This is a genomic window from Microbulbifer okhotskensis (assembly GCF_023895975.1).
In the GTDB taxonomy this organism is placed as follows: Bacteria; Pseudomonadota; Gammaproteobacteria; order Pseudomonadales; family Cellvibrionaceae; genus Microbulbifer; species Microbulbifer okhotskensis.
Genome location: NZ_JALBWM010000301.1, coordinates 1 through 1078 on the forward strand (window position 1 = coordinate 1; position 1078 = coordinate 1078).

Genomic DNA, 1078 nt, shown 5'->3' on the forward strand with positions numbered 1-1078 from the left:
GTACAACCTATCCGAACGGTGAAGACGTTAATAAAGGTTGGCTGCAAAAGCTACGGGAATACAACGGTGGTAGTAACTGGTTTGATGGTTCTACCGGCACCAAAGTACTTAATGAAATCCACATTGGCGCTGACGGAGATTTTGAAAACCTCGACTCCGCTCTGCTTGCTTTAAAGCAAATGATTCACCCCTCCCATCGTGGCGCTAAAGATTTGGTGGCGATTGTAGGGGAAGACCTGATAGCGGAAGAAAAAGCGGCACTCTATAAGGCGTATGGACAAAATCCTTCAGAGAAAGAGCGTGTAGAAAAAGAAGTAGTAACAAAAGTTTACGCGGGATTGCCGGTGGAAACTAATGTTCCTAATTTTCCTGCGCGAGGAATTCTGATTACCAGCCTGGACAATCTTTCTTATTACTATCAGTCAACCAGCATGCGCCGTCAAGTAACAGATAATCCTAAGCGTGATCGAATAGAAGAATACAACTCTGTAAATGACGGTTACGTTATTGAGGATGAAGAAAAAGCAGCAGGTATGGAATTTGCCAATGTGAAGTTACCAGACGGCAGCGGCGGTTGGATGTAGGTAGACGGTGCTTCCCCCGGCACTTTGCCGGGGGCTTTTTAAATCACACAAAACCAGGTTAACAAAAATGCCGTTTCCCACTATTGCACATCAAAATAAGTGCAAAGCCAAAGTTGCTAAAGAAATAGCTGGCATGCAAAGCGAAATTGATCAGTTGGTAGTTTCTGCGGATAAAAATATCACGGCTAGTGCAGTAAATATTATTACTGACAGCTCCGAATCTCGCGAAGTTATAGCAGCCTCTTTAGACCGTGATCTTGAATTGCTAAAAAAGCGCTCAAGCATTGTAGAAAAAGCCGATTTAAAGAAACAGCTGCTAACCAAGTATTTGCCTCTTATCAAGGAGTACCGGGAAAGCAGCCAGAAATATGAAAATCTGGTTTTGGTCTACTGCACAATTTGGGCAATGGATGTTGAAGACATAGAGCTTGCACTTGATCTTGCAAAGTTCGCCGTCGAACAACAGCAAAAGCTACCGCACTATTTCAAGTCTG

Annotated in this window: 2 protein-coding genes; both read left to right on the forward strand. The window is 43.6% G+C overall.

The window, feature by feature from the left end:
• On the forward strand, positions 1–584 hold a 584-nt coding region (locus MO867_RS22180), incomplete at its 5' end, for a P2 family phage major capsid protein (protein ID WP_252473221.1).
• A 67-nt stretch (positions 585–651) separates the two neighbouring features.
• Positions 652–1078 (forward strand): phage terminase small subunit (gpM, locus tag MO867_RS22185; RefSeq protein ID WP_252473222.1); only part of this gene is annotated, 427 nt, incomplete at its 3' end.